The following is a 16456-nucleotide window of genomic DNA, read 5'->3' on the forward strand; positions in this document are numbered from 1 at the left end:
GCGCGTTTCTCAGGCCGTGCACACCATGACCCGCCCCAGGTTGCGGCGGGTTTCGACGAGTTCGACCGCGGCCTCCATGTCCGACAGCGCGAGCACGGTGTGGCGGGGACGAATTCGCCCCTCCGCCAATAGCGTCCACAGTTCGGCGCGCCACGCGTCGAGCAGGTCGGGACGGGTGCGGCTGAGCAGACCCATGGAGAAACCGGTGACGGTCTTCAGCTCGCCGAGCAGGGTATTGACATCGACACTGCCGCCGTAGGCGCTGAAGGCGACCAGACGGCCGTGCGGGGCAAGGGTTTCCACGCCGCGCTGCACCATGTCCGCCCCGACGCCGTCGAGGACGACATCGACCTTCTCGGTCCAGTCCTGCGCGTAGGTGATCACCTCGTCCGCACCGCAGTCGCGCAGGAACTCGGCCTTGTCGGCGGAGCTGACCGCCGCGATGACCCGGGCCGCGCCGAGCGCCTTCGCCAGCTGCACGGCGAGGTGACCGACCCCGCTGGCCGCGCCGGTGACCAGCACCGACTCCCCCGCGGCGAAGCGCGCCGTCTTCAGCAGCCCGAGCGCGATGACACCGCCGCGAATCACCGCCAGCGCGTCGGCGGCCTCGACCCCGTCGGGGATCTCGGTCATCAATGGCGGTGCGGCGAGGGCGTATTCGGCGTACGCCCCCTCGAAAACCACTCCCCCGACCCGCTTTCCGACCCACTCGGCCAGCTCGGGCCCGGCCGCCACGACCGTGCCGACGATCTCGCCACCATCGGGCCCGCCCGCGCCGCGCTCCAGCATCCGCAGCAGCCCGACGCTCACGCCCGCCAATTCGGTGCGCACCAGCAGCTGCCCCGGGCCGGGCGTGAGCTCCGCGGCGGTGACCACGTCGGCGCGGCGGCCGGAGAACTGAATCTTGCGCATCGGTACTGCCTTTCATCATTTCTTATGACGGACCTAAATTTATGCCAACTAGGTCCGCGTGTCAAACAAAGCGCGGCGGCCGTCCGGAGACGACCGCCGCGCTGGCGTGCGGGGGTGGGCTAGCTGTCGACCTTTTCGTGCTCGACGACCGCGTGATGCTTCGAGCCCCAACCGACGTGGGCCTCGGCGCGCATGCGCTCGACCATGTGCGGGTAGTGCAACTCGAACGCCGGACGCTCCGAACGGACGCGCGGCAGCTCGTAGAAGTTGTGCCGCGGCGGCGGGCAGGAGGTCGCCCACTCCAGGGAGTTGCCGTAGCCCCAGGGATCGTCCACGGTGACCGGTTCGCCGTAGCGGTAGGACTTGAAGACGTTCCACACGAAGGGCAGCACCGACGCGCCGAGGATGAACGACCCGATCGTGGAAATGGTGTTCAGCGTGGTGAATCCGTCACTGGGCAGGTAGTCGGCGTAGCGGCGCGGCATGCCCTGGTTACCCAGCCAGTGCTGCACCAGGAACGTGGTGTGGAAGCCGACGAAGGTGGTCCAGAAGTGCCACTTGCCCAAGCGCTCGTCGAGCATGCGGCCGGTCATCTTCGGGAACCAGAAGTAGATGCCCGAATAGGTGGCGAAGGCGATGGTGCCGAAGAGCACGTAGTGGAAGTGCGCCACCACGAAATACGAGTCCGAGACGTGGAAGTCCAGCGGCGGCGAGGCCAGCAGCACGCCGGTGAGCCCGCCGAAGAGGAACGTCACGATGAACCCGCACGCGAACAACATGGGCGTCTCGAAGGTGAGCTGACCGCGCCACATGGTGCCGATCCAGTTGAAGAACTTCACACCGGTCGGGACCGCGATGAGGAAGGTCATGAACGAGAAGTACGGCAGCAGAACGGCACCGGTCGCGTACATGTGGTGCGCCCACACCGCGATGGACAGCGCCGCGATGGCGAAGGTCGCGTAGACCAGGGTGGTGTAGCCGAAGATCGGCTTGCGGCTGAAGACCGGGAAGACCTCGGACACGATGCCGAAGAACGGCAGCGCGATGATGTACACCTCGGGGTGGCCGAAGTACCAGAACAGGTGCTGGTACAGGATCGCGCCGCCGTTCGCGGCGTCGTAGATGTGCCCGCCGAGGTGGCGGTCGTAGGCCAGGCCGAACAGCGCGGCGGTCAGGATCGGGAAGGCCACCAGGATAAGGAAACTCGTCACGAAGATGGTCCAGGTGAACACCGGCATGCGGAACAGCGTCATGCCCGGGCAGCGCAGGCAGACCACCGTGGTGATCATATTGACGCCGCCGAGGATGGTGCCCAGACCGGAGACCGCCAGACCCAGAATCCACAGGTCACCGCCGACGCCCGGGGAGTGGACGATGTCCGAGAGCGGGGTGTACGCGGTCCAGCCGAAGTCGGCCGCGCCGCCCGGGGTGAGGAATCCGGCGGTGGCCATGCTCGCGCCGAACAGGTACAGCCAGTAGCTCAGCGCGTTCAAGCGCGGGAAGGCGACGTCGGGCGCGCCGATCTGCAGCGGCAGCACCACATTCGCGAAGCCGAAGACGATGGCGGTCGCGTAGAACAGCAGCATGATCGTGCCGTGCATGGTGAACAGCTGGTTGAACTGCTCGGTCGAGAGGAACTGCATGCCCGGGCGGGCCAGCTCGGCGCGCATGAGCAGCGCCATGATCCCGCCGATCAGGAAGAAGGTGATGGCGGTGGTCAGGTACATCATCCCGAGCATCTTGGGGTCGGTCGTGGTGATCGCCTTGTAGATGAACGAGCCCTTCAGACCACGTCGCGCGGGAAACGGGCGCGCCCAGTCCAGATTCTCTTCGGGCTTTGGAGCAACTGCTGTCACCACATCCTCCTCGGGAGGGGTTCCGTCCAGCTCTACCAATCGGGGCACATAGAACGGCGCACAGCGTACCTACAGCAAATAGATCTTCGCCGAAAACACTCCGGGTGGGGCGAATCGGGATCGAACTGCAAGATACTGCAGGGCTATCGCCGGGATGTCGGCGGCCGTCCCGATCGACGCCGGGCGGGCGGCGCGCGGTTCGACGCACGCGGCGCGCAATCCTGGCATCGGGGCGCGAATCGAGTAGGGTCCTGGCCGTGGGGGTCAGTTCGACATCCAGCGAAACCGACCGGCTGGAACCAGTTTTGGTGCGTTTTTCAACGGCAGTTCACCGGCCGACGTCACGAAAACCTCATAGGTCAGGCTTCATTATCACCACCATGTCTCGTTCGCTCCGCGCCCGCATTGCCACCGTCGCCGTGGTCGGCACCCTCGGCACCCTGCTCGCCGCGGGCGCCGCCACCGCCACCGACGAACCCCGGGCCGTCATTCACGGCCGCTCCGAGGTGACCGCGCGCGTCACCGGCGAGAAGCCGGGCAACCGATGCCAGATCGCGGCCGCCGACGTGAGCGGGCCGTGGGGCACCGTCGGCTCCGACGGGACGGTCGCGCTGACCCTCGGCGCCGGGCACGGCAGCGCCAAGAAACTGCGGGTGATCTGCGAGGACCCCAAGCGCGGCGACACCAGCATGCACACCGTCCGCTCCGATCGCGTCACCTTCGACGGCATCCTCTCCCCCATCCGCCAGATCATGCACAACCGCTTCTTCGGGGCTCGATAACAACTCTCGTAACTCGGGCCTCCGCCTCCCCGCGGCCGGGCTTCGCCCCCGAACCCCCTCGAGATTCTGGGGGCGCTTCCCCCGAACCCCCGGTCAGTGTCCAGCGCGGGCGGCGGCTACGGCGGCGCGGACGGCGGGAACGGTTTCGGTGGCGAAGTGGTGGACGGGTTCTTCACCGTCCGGGTCGACGGGGAGCAGGAATTCGCTGATGCCGTGGGACAGGGCCGCTTCGGTGAGCTGGGTGGGGGTCATGGTGGGGTCGATGACGTAGGCGCGGCGGATCAAGGCGGGTACCCGGCCCGCTTCGCGCGCGCCGGTGTCGATGGTGGCCATCAGGTCGGGGAGGCGGTCGGGCGGGGCGTAGCTGTAGCCACCGAGCCAGCCATCGGCGAGCTCCCCGGTCATGCGGAGGGCGCGCGGACCGTAGACACCGAGCCAGATGCCGATCGAATGTGCCGGGGGCGGACCGGGTTTCGCGCCGCGCAGGGGGTAGAACTCACCCGCCAGCTGCGAGCGTTCCCCCTCACCCCAGAGGGCGCGAATCACGGCGATGGCCTCGCGCAGGGCGGCCAGCGCCTGCCCCGGGTCGCGGCGGGTGCCGCCCATCGCCTCGATGGCGTCCCAGAACGCGCCCGCGCCCAGCCCGAGCTCGACGCGACCCCCGCTGAGCAGGTCCAGGCTGGCGGCGGCGCGGGCCAGCACGGCGGGCGGGCGCAGCGGCAGATTCGCGACCGCGGGCATGAGGGTCAGATTCCGGGTGACGGCGGCCAGATAGGACAGCAGCGTCCAGGTGTCCAGGAAGGCCGGTTGATACGGATGGTCTTGTACCGCCAGCACTTCCAGCCCGGCCTCGTCGGCGTGGTGGACCAGGCGCAGCAGCGCGCGCCCGCGTGCCGCCTCGGGCGGAACGAAGATTCCGAACCTGAGCTCATGCCCGTAATCCGCCATAGCGACTATCAAGCTACCGCCGCGGCCGACCGGTCCGGGCCATCCCGCGTCGGCTCGGCGAGTCCCGTTGACCATCTCCGTTTCAGATCGTGATCAACCGGCAATCCGAATCCATAGTCGTTGCCCGCCAACGAATTACAATCGAGATCGGGCCGACGGGGGCGCGGCCCGGTCTTTTCGGCAGTCGGGCCGCGCGCGAGGCGGCCGATGAAAGGACGTGCGGGGTGCAGGTTCACAGCACGATCGATATGGCACGCAAACACCTGCGAAAGGTCGAGCCCTCGGCCCTGCAGCACGCCCGGAACCGCTTGGCGGAGACCGGAATAGCGCGCCTGGGCTTTCTGCTCCCGCACCGGGTCAAACGCATGATGGCCGCCGAGGCGCTGGCCCTGCTCGACCACCACCGGCAGTGGGGCGAACTGCTGCCCGAGGGCGAGGGCACCGCCCGCCAGCGCATCGACCTGACCCAGCAGGAGGTGGCGGCGCACGCGTCCTGCATTCCCGGGCTCTACGACTGTGAACCCTTGCGGCACAGCCTTTCCGTGATCACGGCCGAGCCCGTGCTGCCCTGCCCGGACGCCACCCGCTACACCGTCAGCCGCCTGCATCACGACGACGCGGTGGGCCAATGGCATTGGGACGACTTCGCTTTCGCCCTCACCCTGCTGGTGGAATGCCCGCCGCTGTCGGACGGCGGCTTCGTGCAGACGGTGGCGCACACCCGCCGCGACTGGGACCACGCCGACGTGTATCGGACCTTGACGCGCAACCCGATTCACTCGTGGGAGCTGCATCCCGGGGACCTGTACCTGATGCGCGCGGACACCACCCTGCATCGGGTGCACCCCTTCGTGAACGGCCGCCGCACCACCGTGGCACTGGCCTTCGCCTCGCGCACCGACGCCGAGCGCGAACAGGCGCGGCGGGAGGCCGAACTCGCGCCCCGGTAATACGGGAACTCGGCACCGGAGCAAGCGGTCGGCGCGGGCCGGGACCGGTCGGTCGACACTGCTGGACGTTTGCGCTCACCCGATAGGGGTAACGCGAATCATATAGAGTGGTAACTTGATTCATCGTTAACACAGCGGGGGGCAGTGTCGCCGCACCGTGTCCGCTCCGGGCTGTTCTGCCCTCCCGCTTTAGGCGACCCCCATGGACCTTCTCAATCCTCTCGACGCGATCTTCCTGGCCATCGAATCCCGCGAACACCCCATGCACGTGGGTGGCCTGCAACTGTTCGAACCGCCCGAGGACGCCGGACCCGAGTACACCCGGGAACTCTTCGCGGCCATGACCGCCGCGTCCGAGGTGCGCCCCCGGTTCCGCCGCCAGCCCCGCCGCCTGCTGGGCGGCTTCTCCAGCCTCGCGTGGTCGCATGCCGACACCGTGGATATGGGCTACCACCTGCGCAGATCGGCCCTCCCCGCACCGGGCGGGCTGGACGATCTGCTCGATCTCACCGAGCGCCTGCACGGCATCCTGCTGGACCGGCACCGCCCGCTGTGGGAGGCCCGACTCATCGAGGGCCTGGCCGACGGCCGCTTCGCGGTCTACATGAAAATGCATCACGCCCTCATCGACGGCGTCTCGGCCATGCGGCTGTTGCAGCGCACCCTCACCGACGACCCGTTCGACACCCGACTGACCGTCCCGTGGGGCACGCCGCCACCGGTCCGCGACGACACCGTCGAACCCGAAAGCCCTTGGGCGCACCTGCGCCGGGCGGTGCCCCGCATGCTGCGGGCCACCGGATCGATCGCCGCGCCGTTGCGGGGTGTGCTCGACGGACGCCTCACCCTGCCGATGACCGCGCCGCGCACCCTGTTCAACACCTCGATCGGCGGGGCCCGGCGCATCGCGGTGCGGTCCTGGCCGCTGGAGCGGATCAATGCCGTGCGGCTGACCACCGGGGCCACGGTCAATGACGTGGTGCTGGCCATGAGCGCCGCCGCGCTGCGCACCTACCTGCTCGAGCGGGACGCGCTGCCGGACGAGCCGCTGATCGCCATGGTGCCGGTGAATATTCGCAGCGCCGCCGAATCCGATACCGCCGAGGGCAATATGGTCGCGGCCTGCCTGGCGAATCTGGGCACGCACATCGACGATCCGGCCGAGCGGCTCCGCGTCATCAGCACCTCGATGCGCGAGGCCAAGCAGGTGTTCACGCAATTGCCGAAGCTGGAGGCCATGGCCTTGTCGGCCGCGCTGATGACACCGCTCGGGGTCTCGCTGCTGCCCGGATTCGAGGCGTTGCCGCGCATGCCGTTCAATCTGGTGATCTCGAATGTGCCCGGACCGCGGAAACCGGTCTATATGCAGGGCGCGCGGCTGGACGCCAACTACCCACTGTCGATTCCCTTCGAATCGCAGGCCATGAACATCACGCTGGCCACCAATGGCGACAATCTCGATTTCGGACTGGTCGGCTGCCGACGGACCGTGCCGGATCTGGATCGGATGATCGACCATTTGGAGAACGGTCTGGCCGAGCTGGAAAGGGCCACCGCCTGAGAGGGCGCATCGGGTACCGCCCGAGGGCTCATTAGGCTAGGCCGGTGGAATGGTCCGAACTGCGGGAACAGAGCCTGATTCTCGAGGATGCGGCGGTCTTGGCCCTGAACAAGCCCGCCGGAATCTCGGTGACCGGCGAGCGCCACGACACCGACATCGTGGAAATGGCCGCCGCACAGGGCGAGACGCTGTACCCGGTGCACCGCATCGACAAGGTCACCTCGGGTCTGGTGCTGCTCGCCAAGCAGTTGCCCGCGCACGGTGAGCTCACCCGGCAGTTCAACAAGCGCACGGCGAAGAAGGCCTACTTGGCCGTCACCGAATCCACGGGTCTGCCCGATCATGGCGTCATCGATCTGCCCCTGAGCGTCGGCCGCAAGAACCGGGTCCGCATCGCCGCGCCCCGCGAGAGCATTCGCCGCGCGGGCGATACCTGGCTGGTCGACGAGCAGGATGTGCTCGCGGGCAAGAACTATCCGTCGGTCACCGAATTCGCCACCGTCGCCCGCACGCAGGCGCACACCGTGCTGGCGCTGCGCCCGATCACCGGGCGGCGGCATCAAATTCGCGTGCACCTGGCCTGGATCGGTCACCCCATCGTCGGCGATCCGCTCTTCGACAGGTCCGGCGCGCACGCGCGCACCCATCTGCATTCGTGGCGGCTGAGCCTGGCGGCATCCTGGCGACCGTCCGCTCTGCTGGAACTCGAGGCCGAGCCGGGAGCCGATTTCTGGCAACCGGTCTCGGCGGCGCTCACCGACGACCCGCGGCAACTGTTGAGCAGCGCAAGCGAACTCATGGCGCGGACCACACCGGCCGGGCATTGATATTGGTTCGCTATATTGGGTGGCGGGTCTCACCGATGCACATCCGGGCAGGTCAATTAGCCTCATGGGGGTGACCGCGGTGTGGCGGCACCGCCGGGCGCAATGTCGCGGCCCTTCATAGAAAGCGAACGCCGATGGTTCTGCTGGCTCAGCTCAGTGACACCCATTTCAATATGGGCGCACGCAATGTCGAACGCGTGGAACGGGTCATGGCCTATCTCGCCGAGCTGCCGCAGCGACCGGACCTCATCATCGTCACCGGCGATATCGCCGACGAGGGTGAGGTCGAGGAATATCAGCAGGCGCGCCTGGCCCTCGCCTCCGAGGTGCCGGTCCTGGTGCTCCCCGGCAATCACGACGACCGCGGCAATATGCGCCAGGTGCTCTTCGGTCAGGATCCGAATTACGAACCCATCAATGCCGTACATCGCGGTGACGGCGTGACCGTGGTCCTGTTGGACTCCAGCATTCCCGGCAAGCCCGAGGGCCACCTCGACGAGGTGACCTACGCGTTCCTCGAGGACGCGCTCGCGCAGACCGCCGCCGACGATGTGGTCCTGGTGGCCATGCACCATCCGCCGGTGGCCGTGCAGTCCACCGTGGTGGATCCGATTCGCCTCACCAATCCCGAACGCCTGGCCGAGATCGTGGCGGGCGACGCGCGCATTGCCGCCGTCCTCACCGGCCACGTGCACGCCGGGCTCATGACGAGCTTCGCAGGCAAGCCGCTGATCGTTGCTCCCAGCGTCTCCTCCACCATCGGCTGCGAATGGGAAACGGCCGCACCGGGACACGTGCCCATCGACTTCGCGCCCGACCCGTCGCTGGTGTTCCACTCGATCACCGAGGCCGGGCTGCTGTCGATGTTCCGGCCCGTCGCCATGGGCGGCTGGCTCAGCGAACCTGCGGAGTGAACGCGCCGCGCCGGTAGACCGACGGGGTGGTGCCGGTCCAGCGCTTGAAGGCGTGAATGAACGTGGACGCCTCCGCGTAACCCAGCCGAATGGCCACATCGCTGACCGACAGCGGTGTGGCCGTGAGCATTTCCTCCGCCAGCGCGCGCCGCACCTCGTCGAGCAGCTGCCGGTAGCTGGTGCCCGCGGCGTCCAGGTGACGGCGCAGCGTGCGGGTACTCATATTGAGATCCCTTGCCACGGCGTCGATTCCGGGCGGCACCGCGAAACCGTCCACCCCGCCGCGTGGAACCAGTCGGCCGCGCACCTCGGCCGCGATGCCGGTGCGGGACCGTCGGCGCGACACCAGGTCCCGGCACTGCGCCAGGCACATGGCCCAGGTGTGCTCATTGGCCTGCGGCAGCGGCTGTTCCAGGATGGCCGGGTCCAGCGCGAAGGTGGTGTGCGGCTGGTCGAAATGCGGTTGCAGGCCATAGATCTCGGTGTAGAGGTCCAGGCTCGGCGGGGCCGGGAAGTCGAAGTCGGCGCGCAGCAGTTCGACGCGGTGGCCGAGCAGATCCGAGAGCACCTGGTGCATGGCCGTCACATCCCGTTCCACCAGGAAGCGCCGCACATCCGCGGGCACCCGCTCATCGTGGATGCGGGCCACGAATTCGCCCGGCTGCCAGCGGGCCGCCGGAATGCAGAAGGTGAAGCTGAGTTCCAGGTAGCGCAGCGCGAAGGAGATGGCCTCGCCGAGGGTGGGGCTGCTGACGCAGGCGAATCCGAAGATGCCGAAGGTGGAGATGCGGTACCGCCGCCCCACCTCGAGACCCAGGTTCGGGCGCGCACCCAACTCGCGCACCAGATTCCGAATGACCGCGAGTTCGGTGTGCGCGTCGATCTGCGCGTCCGGGTCCGCCAGTTGCTTCTCGGTGAGCCCGCTGCCCGCCAGCATGCGTGCCGTCGTCACCCCGTGCTCGCGGGCGAAACCCACCATGAGCGCCACACTCGCCACGCCGCGCGGGAAATCCCAGTCCCGTACCCCCGCCTCCTGCACAGTGCTCATAGCCTGATTATGGCCGAAATTCTCGATCTTCTCGCCCACTAAATCGGACCCTCGCTCCTACAGTGAGAAGGGACCTTCGATGTGAGGAGCACCACAATGCCGTCGGTCATCATCATCGGCGCGGGATTCGGCGGACTCGGCATGGCGATCGAGTTGCAGCGCAATGGCTTCGGTGAGTTCACCATCCTCGAGAAGGCCGCCGACCTGGGCGGGGTCTGGCGGGAGAACACCTATCCGGGGGCCGCCTGCGATGTGCCGTCCCCGCTGTACTCGTTCTCCCACGAACCCAAACCCAAGTGGCGGCAGCGGTATTCGACCCGCGAGGACATCTGGGCGTACATGCGCGGGGTCGCCGAACGACACCGCCTGTACGACTCCATCGTGTTCGGGGCCGACGTGACCGAGGCCGAATTCGACGAATCGACCGGCCGGTGGACGGTGTCGACCGCCGACGGCGTGACGCGCACGGCGGACATTCTGGTGTCGGCGGTCGGGCAGCTGTCACGACCGGCCATGCCCGCCATACCCGGGATCGAGCGCTTCGCCGGGGAATCGTTCCATTCGGCGCAGTGGGATCACGCGGTGGAGTTGGACGGCAAGCGGGTAGCCTGCATCGGCACCGGGGCCAGCGCCATCCAGTACGTGCCCGAAATCCAGCCGCGGGCCGCGCATTTGACGGTGTTCCAGCGCACCGCGCCCTGGGTGCTGCCCAAGTTCGACACCGACTACAAGCCGGTGCATCAGCGGATTCTCATCGAGATTCCGGGAATGCCGGTGGCCGAACGCTTTTCCTGGTGGGCCATCGCGGAATTCATCGCGCTGGGGCTGGTGGAGTTCCCCGGCATCGTGCGCATGGTCTCGCGCATCGCCGAGAAGCATCTGGAGGAGCAGGTCACCGATCCGGTGCTGCGCGCCAAGCTCACACCCGACTACCCCATCGGCTGCAAGCGCGGATTGTTCTCCAACGACTTCTATCCCGCCCTGTGCGAACCGAATGTCGACGTCGAGACCACCGCCATCACCGAGATCGTGCCCGAGGGCATCCGCACCGCCGACGGTGTCCTGCACCCCGCGGATGTCATCATCTACGGCACCGGCTTCAAGGGCACGGAATTCCTGTGGCCCATGAAGATTCGCGGCCGCGGCGGACGCAACCTGTCCGATGTATGGGAGGGCGGCGCACACGCCTACCTCGGCCTCACGGTCCCCGAATTCCCCAATTTCTTCATGGTGTACGGCCCCAACACCAACCTGGGCGTCGGTTCCATCATCTACATGATCGAATCCCAGGCCCACTACATCCGCCACGCCATCCAACTGCTCGCCGAACGCCCCCACACCTTCCTCGAGGTCCGCCCCGAGCCCGAACGCGCCTACAACGAGGCCCTCCAACAACGCCTGGCCCGCACCCCCTGGAACTTCTGCACCAGCTGGTACCGCACCGCCTCCGGCCGCATCACCAACAACTGGCCCGGCACCACCCGCAGCTACCGCCGCCGCACCCGCAATTTGAACCTCTCCCACTACACCTTCACCCCGATCCCCGGCTGATCAGCTCTCGGCCGGTCCGGCTTCCGGCTTGCGGAAGTCCCCGGTTTCGGGATCGAAGTGCAGCATGATGCGGGACTGGTAACTCGACAGTGTGGAGAACGCGCCGAGGCCGCTGACCAGGATCACCACACCGGCTATCCACGAGATGTGCCAGAAGGCCGCGCCGACCCCGACGCAGGCCCCGCCCAGGCCCAGCGATTTCGCCATCGACGCCAGCACGCCGAGCACCGGATATCCCTTGGGCGACGGCCAATCCTCGATCAGCACCAGAACGGCCAGGTGCGGGAGCGCCACCGCCCAGGCGATCACCGCGATCATGGCCGCGACACCCATCGACGAGGCGGTCAGAAAGGCTTGCAGGATAACGGTTCCAATGGCGATCAAGCCGCCGTAGGTCAACCGATCCTGCCGCACCCAGGCGGCCCGCTCCTCCGGCGTCGAATGCTCCACCAACCACTCGTTGTCCTCGCCCATGCCCTCATCGTCGGCGATGGAGACGGCTCGGCCGGGCAGGCGTGACCGATTCGGTGACCTATTTGTGGGTCTACTGCGGGGATCGGCGATCTTGCTAGAGTTCGCCGTCGCCCTTTGTCCAGTGACGGTGGGCGTTCGACCAGAGGACCGGGTGGGGATGAAGCGTGTTTTCGGGGTGGCGTCGACATGTGCGGCGGCCGCCCTCGTGACGATGGGCGCGGCGAACGCGGCCATCGAGGATGTCGGCAATGGCGACCCGAATCTCCTGGCCCAGCAGCAAATCCGCCATCTGGCGGTCGGCACCGACATCGCCGCCGACACCTGGGTCTTCACCCCGCCCGCGAGCAATCTCACCTGCTACTGGGCCTACGTCCCCTATCCGGGCCACGACGCCCAGGGCACCCCGTACTCCCCCTGGCCCGACACGGTCCACCTCGTCGGCCCCACCGGCTGGACCGAACACCTGACTCCCAGCGCGATTATCGAGACGAACTGCTACATGCACCGATAACCGGCCTGGGCGGCACCACCGCACACCCCGCGGCAGTGCCTTCGACAAATGATCCGCAAGACATCGACAGTGAGGAACCGATCATGCTCGACATCATCAACGTCCTGTTCAACCTGTTCAGCAAGGGTTTCAACGTCGCGCAGACGGGATCGTCCTACATGCAGCAGAAGCAGCACTGACGGGCTACCGCGTCAGAGCCCCCGTGCTGGCACGGGACCCGGGTCAGGTGGCGAAGGAGCTCAGGCCGGAGGTCCAGGCGGCGGAGAGGTCGGCGTCGGGAGGAAATCGGGCATCGAGCTCGAGGCTGACCATGCCGTGGGCGAAGGCCCACAGGGCTCGGGCGCGAGCCTGATTGCCGCCGACGGCGTCCAGGAGGGGTTGCGCCGCACGCTCTTCCAAGCCGGGCGGCAGGAGATCGCGGCGCAGAGGGCGGTAGTTCATGAGGCGGTAGACGTGGGGGTGGGCGAGAGCGTAGGTACGGTAGGCCTGGGCCACGGCCGAAATACCTTGCGGTGCCGCCGATTCCATCACCGCGGCGATTTCCGCGAAGCCGTCCGCCACCACCAGGGTCTCGAGGGCGGTCTTGTCGGGCACGTGCTTGTAGAGCGACGGGGCCTTGATTCCCAAGGCGTCGGCCACATTTCGCATGGTGAGGGCCGCCGGGCCCTGCTCGTCCAATAGCGCGCGAGCGGCGGCGGCGATCTGCCGCTGCCGCTCGGTGAGCGTTTCGATCGGCTCAGGCACGGATGAATCCGTCCGCGGTGCGCAGGCCGTAGCCAGCGGCACGGTCGATGGCGATGTGCAGCATCCAGGCCAGCAGGAACGTGAAGAGGGCCGGAAGCTGCGGGCCCGCAAGGGCATACGCGAGGGTGAGGGCCAGCGGGATCCAGGTGCGGTGGGCGGCGTTGTAGAAGGGGACCGCCTGGCGGGGTAGCTGTCCCTGCCGCACGGGATCTTTCGCGCCGATCGCGGCGAAGAAGGTCAGATCCGGGGCGATGAGCCCCGCCACCAGCGCCAGCCAGGAGCCGGTGCCGTGATTGACGCCCTCGAGGATGGCGAAGGCGGCGAGGAACAGCGCCCAGGCGATCCAACCGGCCTTGCGGACCGTGGTCGGGAGGCGGTGGTCGGTGGTGGTCGACAGGGTGGCGGGGATGGCGGTCATCGGACCCTCCGAGGTGTCTAACAGGGGCTAACGTTGTTAGCCATCAAGTTAGGCTAACGCCGTTAGCCTGTCAACCCCGAGGTATCAGGCCGCCGTCGGCGCAGCCGCGGGCTCGATGTCGACCGCGGCTTCCTGCTCGTGAAACCCCGGCAGGTACCGGTCTACGAACGGGATCATGAGCTGAATCAGCGGACCGATGCCGAAGGCGTACACCACGGTGCCGACCCCGACGCTGCCGCCGAGAATCCAGCCGACTGACAACACTGTTGCTTCGATCCCGGTGCGAATCAGCCAGACCGGTTTCCCGGTTCGCCGAACCAGGCCAGTCATCAGGCCATCGCGCGGCCCCGGACCCATGCCCGCACCGATATAGAGGACCGTCGCCACCGCGTTCAACAGCACCGCCGCGGCCATGGCCCCGATGCGCACCGGCAGCGCGTGCAATTCGGGCAGCAGCCACAGTCCCGCGTCCACCGAGACGCCGATGACGATGACATTGCTGACCGTGCCCAGACCGGGCCGCTGCCGCAACGGAATCCAGGCCAGCAGTACCGCCGCGCCGACGATCGCCACGATGGTGCCGAAGCTCAGCGGCACGTGATCGGCCACGCCCTGATGGAATACATCCCACGGGTCCAGGCCGAGCGCGGCGCGAATCATGACGGCCATGGAGAAGCCGTACAACCAGAGTCCGACATACAGGGCAATGAGGCGGCGCAACAACATTGACCGATCATGGCGGCAACTGGCATGCAAACGGTAGATCCAGTTGCCAATTGCTGGCCTTCTATCTGGATATATTCTTTCTTACTAAAAACCGCGCAACGTCATGGTTACGACGCGCGGTATGCCGTTGACCCCGCGACACACCCGCAGTTACTTTGGTTCTCCGATGCGCCGGAGTTTCTTATCGGCGCGAAGTGCGAATCCGTGGTCTGGAGCGTCGGCAGAGAAGGCGCTGGAGGGCGTGATGCGGCGGGATGACGCATTGATCGGGGTACGCACGCGCGAAACGGCGGGGCGTTCGCGTGGATTTCGACTGTGGCGGCGCATCGGTCTCCTCGGCGCCGCCACCCTCCTGGCGGCCGCGGTCGCGGTGCCCGGCACCCGGGCCGACATTCCCTATCCGGACGACGACCCGTTCTATGCCGCCCCAATCTCATTGGGAGAGTTCGCCAATGGCGCGATCCTGAACTCGCGGCCGATCGCCGTACTCGGGCTGCCGCTCCCGCTGGCGGGCTGGCAGTTGCAATACCGCACCACCGATTCCGCCGACGAGGCCGCCGCCGATGTGGCGACGGTCCTGGAACCGCTCACCCCCTGGAACGGTCCCGGCGATCGGCCGCTGCTCTCGTATCAGATCGCCGAGGACAGTCTCGGCACCCGGTGCGCGCCCTCGTTCGCACTGCGCGGCGGACGCGACTTCTCCATCGCCACAACACTATTGGACGTGCCGTTCCTGGCCGAGGCGTTGCGCCGCGGCTGGGCGGTGGTGGTCTCGGACTACGAAGGCCCGAAGTCGCGCTTCTTCGACGGCGTGAACTCCGGCCGAGCGGTCCTGGACGGCGTCCGCGCCGCCAAATCCTTTGCACCCCTCAGTATCACCGACTCCAGCCCGCTGGGCGCGTGGGGCTACTCGGGTGGCGCGTTCGCGACCCTGTGGGCCATGCAGTTGCGCGCGAGCTACGCGCCGGAACTCGCCTTCGCCGGTGTGACCTCCGGCGGTGTGCCGACCGATATCCCCGCCATCGCGCGCGGGGTGGACGGCAGCTATCAGGCCGGGCTGGCGGTGCTGATTCTGATCGCCTTGGCGCGCAACGATGCAGGCTCCGGACTGGCCGACATCTTGAACGACAGCGGTCACGCGCTCATGGCCCAGGAGGCGACCTCCTGTGGCGGCGATCTGGTGGTGCACCACTTCTTCCGGCATGTGGACGACTTCTCCACGGTCCCGGATCTGCTCGGCAGCGCTGCCTTTCGAGCCGCCGCCAACCATCAGGAACTCGGCGGCTGGGCCCCCGACGTGCCGCTGTATCTGTACCACAGCAACAACGACGATGTGATCCCGTCGGCGGGCTTCAGCGCCCTGGTCGACCGGTACTGCGCGCTGGGCGCGACCCTCACCGCCGTACACAGCGCGATACCGGGCCACAATCCCGCGGCGGTCGGGGAAGCCTTGGGAGCCATGAACTTCCTGTCCGACCGGTTCGCGGGCAACCCGGTGGCTGCCGGGTGCACCGTGCGATGACGTCAGCACGGGGCACCCGACGTTCAGGGGGTCAGTTGTCCCCGGGCTGTGCCCACTTGGTGGTGCCGGGCGCGCCCGTCAGCGTGCTGATCAGGTCGATACCGGCGATGAGCAGCGTCGGGCCGCCGACCACCAGGGTGCCGATGATCGCGCCGATACCCGCTGCGACCGGTACCGTCGCCAAACCGAAGGCGCCGCCGAGGAATCCGATGGCGCCCACCGCCGCGCCGATCGCGAGCCCGACGAAACTGCCGATGGCGGTGGCGATTCCGAACTGGCTGCTGAAGGCATTCATGGCGCGCTGGTTCTCGTTCAACGAGGCCACCGGGTGCAGAGCCGGGGTGGCGGCCGCGGCGTCCTTGACCGCGGTCAGGCTCAGGGTCGCGCCATTGTCGGTGACGCTGGTGGGCAGCGGGTAGCTCAGGCCGTCCTGTTCGAAGGACAGCGGCAGGGTCAATACCGTCTCACCGGCGGCGTCCTTGATGTTCACCGACGCACCGGTGAGCTCGAAACTGCCATTGGTGAGGGTGGTGACGACCGTATTGCCTAGTAGCTGGGTCTGGTAACCAATATCCGGCACAGCCGGATCCGCGTGTGCCACACCGGCTCCGGCTATGGCAACGGCGGTGACGACCGGAGCAGCGACCGCGGTGATTTTGCGCAGCATCATGGGTAGTCCAATCTCCATCAGGTTTTCTGACGGTAGCGCGCA

18 protein-coding genes are annotated in these 16456 nt (G+C 67.4%); 9 read left to right on the forward strand and 9 right to left on the reverse strand.

The genetic code is table 11. The features are described 5' to 3' along the window. Positions 1-9: 9 nt before the first annotated feature. Together VMT40_RS02440 and ctaD are read right to left on the reverse strand one after the other, a co-directional pair. Positions 10-912: a quinone oxidoreductase family protein gene (locus VMT40_RS02440; protein WP_326356338.1), complete on the reverse strand. Its 903-nt coding sequence runs from the start codon at positions 910-912 to the stop codon at positions 10-12. A gap of 119 nt (positions 913-1031) precedes the next feature. Next, entirely contained in the window at positions 1032-2768 is a 1737-nt protein-coding gene (ctaD, locus tag VMT40_RS02445; RefSeq protein ID WP_326356339.1) for an aa3-type cytochrome oxidase subunit I, read from the reverse strand. A gap of 380 nt (positions 2769-3148) precedes the next feature. Between ctaD and VMT40_RS02450 the strand changes: the two genes are divergently transcribed. Then, complete coding sequence (locus tag VMT40_RS02450; protein ID WP_326356340.1) at positions 3149-3550, forward strand: hypothetical protein; 402 nt, start codon at positions 3149-3151, stop codon at positions 3548-3550. A 93-nt stretch (positions 3551-3643) separates the two neighbouring features. Here VMT40_RS02450 and VMT40_RS02455 read toward each other — a convergent pair whose 3' ends face one another. Continuing rightward, complete coding sequence (locus tag VMT40_RS02455; RefSeq protein ID WP_326356341.1) at positions 3644-4498, reverse strand: LLM class flavin-dependent oxidoreductase; 855 nt, start codon at positions 4496-4498, stop codon at positions 3644-3646. A gap of 224 nt (positions 4499-4722) precedes the next feature. Here VMT40_RS02455 and VMT40_RS02460 point away from each other — a divergent pair, with 224 nt between their 5' ends. The 4 genes from VMT40_RS02460 to VMT40_RS02475 all read left to right on the forward strand — a co-directional run bounded on the left by VMT40_RS02460 (position 4723) and on the right by VMT40_RS02475 (position 8750). After that, positions 4723-5448, forward strand: coding sequence for a HalD/BesD family halogenase (locus tag VMT40_RS02460; RefSeq protein WP_326356342.1), 726 nt, complete (start codon positions 4723-4725; stop codon positions 5446-5448). A gap of 202 nt (positions 5449-5650) precedes the next feature. Then, on the forward strand, positions 5651-7009 hold the full coding sequence (locus VMT40_RS02465) for a WS/DGAT/MGAT family O-acyltransferase (RefSeq protein WP_326356343.1): 1359 nt from the start codon (positions 5651-5653) through the stop codon (positions 7007-7009). 44 nt (positions 7010-7053) lie between these two features. Further along, complete coding sequence (locus VMT40_RS02470) at positions 7054-7836, forward strand: RluA family pseudouridine synthase (protein ID WP_326356344.1); 783 nt, start codon at positions 7054-7056, stop codon at positions 7834-7836. 134 nt (positions 7837-7970) lie between these two features. Continuing rightward, the gene (locus tag VMT40_RS02475) at positions 7971-8750 is read left to right on the forward strand and encodes a metallophosphoesterase (protein WP_326356345.1); all 780 of its coding nucleotides are present in this window, start codon (positions 7971-7973) and stop codon (positions 8748-8750) included. Here VMT40_RS02475 and VMT40_RS02480 read toward each other — a convergent pair. Beyond that, on the reverse strand, positions 8731-9798 hold the full coding sequence (locus VMT40_RS02480) for an AraC family transcriptional regulator (protein WP_326356346.1): 1068 nt from the start codon (positions 9796-9798) through the stop codon (positions 8731-8733). The genes VMT40_RS02475 and VMT40_RS02480 overlap by 20 nt on opposite strands. Positions 9799-9894: 96 nt before the next feature. On the opposite strand from VMT40_RS02480, the gene VMT40_RS02485 reads away from it, so the two are divergent. Next, positions 9895-11349 (forward strand): flavin-containing monooxygenase, encoded by a 1455-nt coding sequence (locus VMT40_RS02485; RefSeq protein WP_326356347.1) that lies wholly within the window; start codon positions 9895-9897, stop codon positions 11347-11349. Here VMT40_RS02485 and VMT40_RS02490 read toward each other — a convergent pair whose 3' ends face one another. Beyond that, positions 11350-11823, reverse strand: a complete 474-nt coding sequence (locus VMT40_RS02490; protein WP_326356348.1) for a hypothetical protein — start codon at positions 11821-11823, stop codon at positions 11350-11352. A gap of 157 nt (positions 11824-11980) precedes the next feature. On the opposite strand from VMT40_RS02490, the gene VMT40_RS02495 reads away from it, so the two are divergent. Beyond that, positions 11981-12334 carry a hypothetical protein gene (locus VMT40_RS02495; protein WP_326356349.1) on the forward strand — a complete coding sequence of 118 codons (354 nt, stop codon included), beginning with the start codon at positions 11981-11983 and terminating at the stop codon, positions 12332-12334. 35 nt (positions 12335-12369) lie between these two features. Beyond that, complete coding sequence (locus tag VMT40_RS02500) at positions 12370-12513, forward strand: hypothetical protein (RefSeq protein ID WP_326356350.1); 144 nt, start codon at positions 12370-12372, stop codon at positions 12511-12513. Between the two features lie 43 nt (positions 12514-12556). Here VMT40_RS02500 and VMT40_RS02505 read toward each other — a convergent pair whose 3' ends face one another. The 3 genes from VMT40_RS02505 to yczE all read right to left on the reverse strand — a co-directional run bounded on the left by VMT40_RS02505 (position 12557) and on the right by yczE (position 14222). Beyond that, positions 12557-13078, reverse strand: a complete 522-nt coding sequence (locus VMT40_RS02505) for a TetR/AcrR family transcriptional regulator (RefSeq protein WP_326356351.1) — start codon at positions 13076-13078, stop codon at positions 12557-12559. Further along, entirely contained in the window at positions 13071-13496 is a 426-nt protein-coding gene (locus VMT40_RS02510; RefSeq protein WP_326356352.1) for a DUF4260 family protein, read from the reverse strand. Before VMT40_RS02510 ends, VMT40_RS02505 begins: the two co-directional genes overlap by 8 nt. An 84-nt stretch (positions 13497-13580) precedes the next feature. Then, a complete protein-coding gene (yczE, locus tag VMT40_RS02515) occupies positions 13581-14222 on the reverse strand; it encodes a membrane protein YczE (protein ID WP_326356353.1) in 642 nt (213 codons plus the stop codon). A 244-nt stretch (positions 14223-14466) separates the two neighbouring features. Between yczE and VMT40_RS02520 the strand changes: the two genes are divergently transcribed. Continuing rightward, positions 14467-15744: a lipase family protein gene (locus VMT40_RS02520; protein WP_326356354.1), complete on the forward strand. Its 1278-nt coding sequence runs from the start codon at positions 14467-14469 to the stop codon at positions 15742-15744. Positions 15745-15775: 31 nt separating this feature from the next. Here VMT40_RS02520 and VMT40_RS02525 read toward each other — a convergent pair whose 3' ends face one another. Then, positions 15776-16414, reverse strand: a complete 639-nt coding sequence (locus tag VMT40_RS02525) for an ammonium transporter (protein WP_326356355.1) — start codon at positions 16412-16414, stop codon at positions 15776-15778. Positions 16415-16456: the final 42 nt, after the last annotated feature.

Source organism: Nocardia sp. CDC160 (assembly GCF_035818795.1).
GTDB lineage: Bacteria > Actinomycetota > Actinomycetes > Mycobacteriales > Mycobacteriaceae > Nocardia.

Bases quoted from the DNA above. Each gene is read 5' to 3' on its own strand.
- VMT40_RS02440 (WP_326356338.1), bottom strand. From the start codon at position 912: ATGCGCAAGATTCAGTTCTCCGGCCGCCGCGCCGACGTGGTCACCGCC.
- VMT40_RS02450 (WP_326356340.1), top strand. From the start codon at position 3,149: ATGTCTCGTTCGCTCCGCGCCCGCATTGCCACCGTCGCCGTGGTCGGC.
- VMT40_RS02455 (WP_326356341.1), bottom strand. From the start codon at position 4,498: ATGGCGGATTACGGGCATGAGCTCAGGTTCGGAATCTTCGTTCCGCCC.
- VMT40_RS02465 (WP_326356343.1), top strand. From the start codon at position 5,651: ATGGACCTTCTCAATCCTCTCGACGCGATCTTCCTGGCCATCGAATCC.
- VMT40_RS02475 (WP_326356345.1), top strand. From the start codon at position 7,971: ATGGTTCTGCTGGCTCAGCTCAGTGACACCCATTTCAATATGGGCGCA.
- VMT40_RS02480 (WP_326356346.1), bottom strand. From the start codon at position 9,798: ATGAGCACTGTGCAGGAGGCGGGGGTACGGGACTGGGATTTCCCGCGC.
- VMT40_RS02485 (WP_326356347.1), top strand. From the start codon at position 9,895: ATGCCGTCGGTCATCATCATCGGCGCGGGATTCGGCGGACTCGGCATG.
- VMT40_RS02490 (WP_326356348.1), bottom strand. From the start codon at position 11,823: ATGGGCGAGGACAACGAGTGGTTGGTGGAGCATTCGACGCCGGAGGAG.
- VMT40_RS02495 (WP_326356349.1), top strand. From the start codon at position 11,981: ATGAAGCGTGTTTTCGGGGTGGCGTCGACATGTGCGGCGGCCGCCCTC.
- VMT40_RS02510 (WP_326356352.1), bottom strand. From the start codon at position 13,496: ATGACCGCCATCCCCGCCACCCTGTCGACCACCACCGACCACCGCCTC.
- yczE (WP_326356353.1), bottom strand. From the start codon at position 14,222: ATGTTGTTGCGCCGCCTCATTGCCCTGTATGTCGGACTCTGGTTGTAC.
- VMT40_RS02520 (WP_326356354.1), top strand. From the start codon at position 14,467: ATGCGGCGGGATGACGCATTGATCGGGGTACGCACGCGCGAAACGGCG.
- VMT40_RS02525 (WP_326356355.1), bottom strand. From the start codon at position 16,414: ATGATGCTGCGCAAAATCACCGCGGTCGCTGCTCCGGTCGTCACCGCC.